The 6,620-nt window shown below is 43.7% G+C and carries 8 protein-coding genes; 6 read left to right on the top strand and 2 right to left on the bottom strand.

The window, feature by feature from the left end; translation table 11 throughout:
- Window positions 1–292, bottom strand: a 292-nt coding sequence (locus tag BUA53_RS20575) for a transposase (RefSeq protein ID WP_175546133.1), incomplete at its 3' end; no start/stop codon positions are given.
- A 335-nt stretch (window positions 293–627) separates the two neighbouring features.
- Here BUA53_RS20575 and BUA53_RS20580 point away from each other — a divergent pair.
- The 6 genes from BUA53_RS20580 (at window position 628) to BUA53_RS20605 (ending at window position 6,168) form a co-directional block, all read left to right on the top strand.
- Entirely contained in the window at window positions 628–1,617 is a 990-nt protein-coding gene (locus BUA53_RS20580; RefSeq protein WP_072837280.1) for a potassium channel beta subunit family protein, read from the top strand.
- 69 nt (window positions 1,618–1,686) lie between these two features.
- Window positions 1,687–2,535 (top strand): SDR family oxidoreductase, encoded by an 849-nt coding sequence (locus BUA53_RS20585; protein WP_072837281.1) that lies wholly within the window; start codon window positions 1,687–1,689, stop codon window positions 2,533–2,535.
- 214 nt (window positions 2,536–2,749) lie between these two features.
- Window positions 2,750–3,634, top strand: a complete 885-nt coding sequence (locus BUA53_RS20590; RefSeq protein WP_084080318.1) for a DMT family transporter — start codon at window positions 2,750–2,752, stop codon at window positions 3,632–3,634.
- Window positions 3,635–3,806: 172 nt separating this feature from the next.
- Window positions 3,807–4,256 (top strand): SRPBCC family protein, encoded by a 450-nt coding sequence (locus BUA53_RS20595; protein WP_072837282.1) that lies wholly within the window; start codon window positions 3,807–3,809, stop codon window positions 4,254–4,256.
- 216 nt (window positions 4,257–4,472) lie between these two features.
- Complete coding sequence (locus BUA53_RS20600; RefSeq protein ID WP_175546134.1) at window positions 4,473–5,243, top strand: helix-turn-helix domain-containing protein; 771 nt, start codon at window positions 4,473–4,475, stop codon at window positions 5,241–5,243.
- 112 nt (window positions 5,244–5,355) lie between these two features.
- Complete coding sequence (locus BUA53_RS20605; RefSeq protein WP_072837284.1) at window positions 5,356–6,168, top strand: class I SAM-dependent methyltransferase; 813 nt, start codon at window positions 5,356–5,358, stop codon at window positions 6,166–6,168.
- Between the two features lie 142 nt (window positions 6,169–6,310).
- Here BUA53_RS20605 and BUA53_RS20610 read toward each other — a convergent pair.
- Window positions 6,311–6,620: transposase (locus tag BUA53_RS20610; protein ID WP_139256540.1), on the bottom strand; the 310-nt coding region annotated here is incomplete at its 5' end.

Consider the following 6,620-nt stretch of genomic DNA (forward strand, 5'->3'; position numbering starts at 1 on the left):
TTTTGCCTATCATTTGAGGCTCGAAGGTGGAATTACGGTCGCGGGGCGAAAAAATATCAAAGCCGCCTAACGAGCTTTGAATATTTTTTTGTGCGTGGCCATTACGCCGGTTCTTTTCTGTTTTGCGTGTTTCACTTAGGTGAGCGTCCAGTTTCCCTTCCAACGAAGCTTCTAAAATGTGCTTTAAAAGCGGGGTAAATACTCCATCTGATCCGGTAAAAGGCTTTCCTGAACGAAGCTGCTCACCAGCCTGGTGAACAAAAGCTTCAAAATCAAACTTCTTTTCTTCCATGGCAATATCAATTTAAGAAATTATAAATTGACACACTTGGATGAGCATACTCGCGGTCCAGGATTTTGAGAAAACTGACACTTATCCTCCTCAATAATCCTATATAATCCTTCCAATCTTAGTTCTTTTCTCACTTGAAAATTGAGCATTGTGCGTTGCTCATTGAGCATTTCTACATGCCTTAATAAGGTTACTATATTTAAGCCACTCAGACCTAAGCCACTTCATCATTCCTTGTTCTGTTGTTCGATATTCTCTTCGCCGTGCTCTTCCGTGCCGTTCTGAAGCCGTGGTTCAATCCCGCATCCTACCTTTACGCACTTAAAAGATACATTATGGAATACAGAAGAATGGGAAAAACAGGATTGCAGCTCAGTGTTTTATCATATGGCAGTTGGGTGACCTTCCACAAGCAGATTGACGATTCCATTGCCGATGAACTCATGGGCATCGCGTATGATTCAGGCGTCAACTTCTTTGACAACGCCGAAGTGTATGCGCTTGGCGAAAGCGAGAAGCTGATGGGGCGTGTATTAAAGAAAAAGAATTGGGACCGTACCTCCTATGTCCTGAGCAGCAAAGCTTTCTTTGGCTGGAGGGGTAAGGATAACAAACCTAACCAGGCAGGTCTTAGCCGCAAACACCTGGTGGAAGCCTGCCATGAAGCTTTGCAACGTTTACAGGCAGAATATCTCGATATTTATTTCTGTCACCGCCCGGATAAAAATGTACCGATTGAAGAAGTGGTATGGACCATGGACCTCCTGATTCAGCAGGGTAAGATACTTTACTGGGGCACCAGCGAATGGAGTGGGGTGGAGATCATGGAAGCCCACAGGGCGGCTGCACAATATGGTTTGATTCCACCTTCCGTGGAGCAGCCTCAATACAACCTGCTTGAAAGGAACAAGCTGGAAAATGAATTCCTTGGCATCTTTAACTCCGTAGGTATGGGCACTACCATCTGGAGTCCCCTGGCCTCAGGTTTACTTACCGGTAAATACAACAATGGTATTCCTGAAGGCAGCCGCCTCGCACTGGAAGGATTCGACTGGCTGAAAGACCAGTTGATGATAGACGAGAAGCTGGCCAGTGTGCGCCAACTGGAAGCCGTAGCAAAAGACCTGGGCACACCTATGTCCACCATGTCCATTGCCTGGTGCATCAAAAACCCCAATGTGACCACAGCCATCCTGGGAGCAACCAAAAAGGAGCAGCTTCTGGAAAACCTGAAGGCTTTGGAAGTATTGCCTAAGCTGACACCTGAAGTAATGCAAAGAATAGATGATATTATGAAGACGAAGCCTGCACTTCCGGCTTATTAATGATAAGGCCCCTGCAAAGGGGCTTTTGTTTGTAACTGATATTTTGATAGCTTCAAAGAAATTGATAGCATGGCATCTACAACAGGAAAAGAAAGGATATCGCTGAAAGGAAAGACAGTACTGATCACCGGTGGCAGCCGTGGTATTGGTAAGGCTATTGCGCTGAGGCTTGCCCGTGAAGGCGCCAACATAGCCATTGCCGCCAAGACCACAGAGCCACATCCAAAGCTGGAAGGCACCATTTACACGGCCGCAAAAGAAATAGAAGCCCTTGGCGTAAAGGTATTGCCACTGGCCTGTGACATCCGTTTTGAAGATCAAATAGAAAGGGCGGTAGAAGAGGTAGTGAATCAATTTGACGGTATAGATATCCTGGTGAACAATGCCAGCGCCATCAGCCTTACCCCAACGGAAGCCACAGAACCCAAGCGCTTCGACCTGATGCAGGGGATACAGGTGCGGGGCACTTTCTTTATGAGCCGGGCCTGCATCCCCCATTTAAAGAAATCTACCAACGCACATATACTGAATTTGTCGCCGCCACTCAACCTCAATCCTAAATGGCTGGGACAGCACCTTGCCTATACGTTGAGCAAGTATGGCATGAGTATGATCGTTGTAGGGCTGGCAGAGGAATTAAAAGACCAACACATTGCTGCCAATGCCCTCTGGCCACAGACCACCATTGCCACTGCTGCCGTGCAGAATCTTTTAGGTGGTGATATGGTGATGCAAATGAGTCGCAAGCCGGAGATCGTAGCGGATGCTGCCTATTATATTCTTTCCAGTCCATCAGCGGAATGTACAGGCAATTATTTTATCGATGAACAGGTATTGCAGGAGCAAGGAATAACAGACCTGAGGAAATACTCAGTTGTTCCGGGAGGAAAACTGATGAAGGATATCTTCCTGGACTAGAAACTACTGTTTCTTGTTTATTGTTTCTTGTTCGTTAGGACGAAAAGCAACCAATATTTTGCAATCACTCTAATGGTCGGTTGTTATTTGATTCAGATTGGGAAAACATTACAGTGGTTGGTTTTTCATTGTGGATGGTGATCAATTCACAATACATGCCATCATCCTTTTACTATACGCATGTAACTTCCAACCATAAAACCGGCATAATCGTTTGTCAATAGTATTGCTTACTTCAATAGCTGTCTTACTCAGGGTTCTTTCCAATCCTGTAGCCAATGTATTTCAGAAAACCCTTACCGCGAAGGGACACCATCCGCTGTCAGTAAATTTCTTTACCTACCTGGGGCTGGCCATTCTTTGTATTCCATTGGCTTTCCGTGTTCACTGGTCAGAATTGCCTGCGCAGTTCTGGATCTTTGCTGTACTGGGTGCTATTGTGGGTTCAATGGGTAATGGTTTCCTGGTGATGGCGCTGCAAAAAGGTGACCTGTCGGTGCTGGGTCCCATCAATGCTTATAAATCTGTTGTGGGCATCATCGTTGGCATCTTTCTTCTTGCCGAGATGCCGAATGCCTGGGGTATTGCAGGAACAGTGCTGATCATTGCCGGCAGTTATTTTGTTTTGGACACTACAGAGGAAAGATTTTCCTGGGCGCTGCTGGGAAAGAAGGAAATACAATTCCGTTTATGGGCTATGCTGCTTACTGCCATAGAAGCTGTCCTGATCAAAAAGGTGATCATTGCATCTGATGTATTCACCTCTTTTCTCAGTTGGTGCTTGCTGGGTGCTGCATTGTCTTTCATATTATGGACAATAACCAGGAAACAAATCACAGGGGCACGGCCTCCTGCTATTACCAGGGATTTCACCCCTTTTATTTTACTCATCCTTTGTATTGGCACTATGCAGTTGACTACGCTCTATGTCTTTGACCATATGCCGGTTGGATATGCCCTTGCATTGTTCCAGCTATCCACTCTTATCAGTGTGTTTCTCGGTCACCGCATTTTTAAAGAAAAACATATTGGTAAGAAGCTTCTTGGCGCGGCAATAATGATGATCGGTTCTGTAATTATAATACTGCTGAAGGAATGAACCAAAAGTCAAAATACCTGCCCCTTTGTGCTAAAATTCTTTGTGGTAAAATTCTTCTCCCATCAGAGTACCTCCTCATCAATTTTCAAATCTGAAGAATCCCGGTTCTCTTGTATCTTCATAGAGAGTAGGTGAACTGCAGTCAATACCATCGAAACCAAAATTCCAGTTTATGGCTAATAATAGTGTTTCCTTACACAGGGTACTTAAAGCTAATCCTGAAAAAGTCTTTCGTGCATTTACTGAACCCGTTGCAATGGCCGCCTGGTTGCCTCCCTATGGCTTCCTTTGTACAGTACATGAAATGGACCCAACGGTTGGCGGAATATATAGAATGTCCTTTCAAAATTTCTCTACAGGCAATGCCCATTCTTTCGGAGGTAAATACCTTGAGATAAGGCCCAATGAATTTTTAAAATACACAGATCAATTCGACGATCCCAACCTGCCGGGTGAAATGGTGACCTCTGTATGGCTACAGAAAGTGTCAGTAGGCACTGAAATAAAAATTGTGCAGGAGGGCATTCCTGCTGCCATTCCGGTAGAAATGTGTTACCTGGGCTGGCAGGAGTCCCTGGAAAAGCTGGCTAACCTGGTAGAACCTAATATTCCTGATGCTTAAAGGCAATAGATAGCTCATTATTAATCAGGAAATCAGCTAAAACAGTACCATAATTAAATGCCAGGACATTCAGACATGTATAATTTTTAATGAGTAACAAAAGGTGCTATGGTTAATTTTAAGGAACGTGTATTATGCTATCCCGAGTATAGTAAACAGTTTAGCTGTGGCGAATCTTTGATTACCATTTTTAACTGTCCGCCGGAAGCCCGCTTAATGAAGACCAAATTTGCAGGCTTATGGAGTCATGAGAACTATATCTTTTATGTGTTGGAGGGAAAGAAAGTGTGGCATACAGCACATGGTTCCTACGAAATAAGCGAAGGCAGTTGTGTACTGGTAAGAAAGGGAGCCTGTATCCTGGAGCAATTCTTTGATATTGGCTTTTGCCTGGTGTTGTTTTTTATACCGGACCAATTCATCTGTGACACGCTTAAAAGCCGGTCGGTGCCAATTGCCAAAACTGGCCGGCAATATGAACCGGTTATTTCCATCAGGTCCACGGAAACACTCAAGTCTTTCTTCATTTCCATGTATGCCTATTTTTCCGGCACAACAGCACCTGATAGATCATTGCTGGAATTAAAATTCAGGGAACTGATCTTAAACATTGCCGAAAACCGCGATAATGTTGAAGCACTTTCTTATTTCTGCTCGCTGATGAACGAACCACAGTCTGTGGCACTGGAAAGGATAATGCAGGACAACTATTGTTTTAACCTTAAGCTGGAGCAATACGCTGCTCTGTGCAACAGGAGTTTATCGGCCTTTAAACGCGACTTTCAAAAACAGTTTAACAGCACACCAGGCAAGTGGCTGCTGGAAAAAAGATTACAGCAATCACTGGCCTTGTTAAGCAACAATGGCAAATCCGTATCTGAAGCAGCCTTTGAAACTGGCTTTGAAAACATCTCTCATTTCAGCCGCTGCTTTAAACAGCGTTTCGGTTTTTCACCCCAGGTTGCTAAAAACACTGCGGCTTCCTGAACCTGTGAGCAAAATATCCGGACTTTATAGCAAAGCCATATTTTTTATGAGCTAATACTTTTGTGAAGTACAAAACCTACACATTTATTATTAATATTTAAATACACTCAACATGAATCCTAATAAAGCATTATGGGAAAAAGGGGACTTCACTAAAATAGCAGATACTATGCGTGAAAGTTCATCCGCCCTTGTAGCCAAAATCGGTATTACACCAGGAATGGATGTTCTGGACGTAGCTTGCGGCGATGGCGACACTGCCATACCAGCGGCAAAACTGGGGGCAAATGTTACAGGTGTTGACATTGCCCACAACCTGGTTGAAGCTGGTAATGCAAGAGCAAAAAAAGAAGGTGTTGCTGATCGTTGTAAAATTTCAGAAGGTGATGTAATGGAACTGAACGGGCTGAAGGATGCCAGCTTCGATTTGGTGATGAGTATTTTCGGGGCCATGTTTGCACCTCGTCCCTTAGATGTAGTTAAAGAACTGGTGAGGGTGACACGTAAGGGTGGTCGCATTGTAATGGGTAATTGGATACCTGGCGATCCAACACTGGTAGCACAAATATTAAAGATCAGCTCAGCCTATACGCCACCTCCACCTGAAGGCTTTGTAAGCCCAATGCTATGGGGAGTAGAAGCAGAGGTAGTAAAGCGCTTTGCCAGTGTGGGGATTCCAAAAGAAAATATAAGCTTCGCAAGAGAGACTTTTACATTCACTGCAGATTATTCACCCTCAGAATTTCTCAGCAATTTCAGAAAGTATTATGGTCCTACTATGAACGCCTTTGAAGCCGCAGAAAAAAATGGAAAGGCCGAAGCATTGCAACAGGAACTGGAGACATTATTCATAAAAGAGAACAAAAGCGGCAACGGTACCTTGTCTATCCCCGCCAATTTTTTAAGGGTAACCGTGAAGCGCTAGTATATGTTTATGGAAGTATAGGTGTTGATAGGTTGATAAGTTTAATGCATGTTCACTCACCTTGTTAACTTGTCAACCCCTTAACTTCTTCTTTTTAATCCATTGTATGAAAACCCTGTGCCGCTCTGTGCCTCCCTGTATTCTAAGGTTTACAAACTGCCAAAAAAGTTTCTAAGTAGCTCTCAACAAATGGTGTTTGACGTTTAATCACAGCGAACATTCTATATAAGATCTTATTTCGAACGATGTTAATGGTACTCATTTTTGATTTCCCCTTTTCTAATCGTTTTAAATAATAATCTCTTAGTTCTTTATCATGTTGAATAGCGGTTTTTGCAGAAAGATCAAGCAAAGTTTTCATATGCTTGTCAGCATGCTGATCGACTTTAGTTTTCAGTTTAAGACTTGTCCCTGACTCGTAAGGAAAAGGAGCTGTGCCACAGTAACATGCA

The sequence above is a fragment of the Flavisolibacter ginsengisoli DSM 18119 genome, assembly GCF_900129295.1.
Classification (GTDB): domain Bacteria; phylum Bacteroidota; class Bacteroidia; order Chitinophagales; family Chitinophagaceae; genus Flavisolibacter; species Flavisolibacter ginsengisoli.

Coding starts and splice junctions, on each gene's coding strand:
- BUA53_RS20580 (WP_072837280.1), top strand. CDS start 628: ATGGAATACAGAAGAATGGGAAAAACAGGATTGCAGCTCAGTGTTTTA.
- BUA53_RS20585 (WP_072837281.1), top strand. CDS start 1,687: ATGGCATCTACAACAGGAAAAGAAAGGATATCGCTGAAAGGAAAGACA.
- BUA53_RS20595 (WP_072837282.1), top strand. CDS start 3,807: ATGGCTAATAATAGTGTTTCCTTACACAGGGTACTTAAAGCTAATCCT.
- BUA53_RS20600 (WP_175546134.1), top strand. CDS start 4,473: ATGAAGACCAAATTTGCAGGCTTATGGAGTCATGAGAACTATATCTTT.
- BUA53_RS20605 (WP_072837284.1), top strand. CDS start 5,356: ATGAATCCTAATAAAGCATTATGGGAAAAAGGGGACTTCACTAAAATA.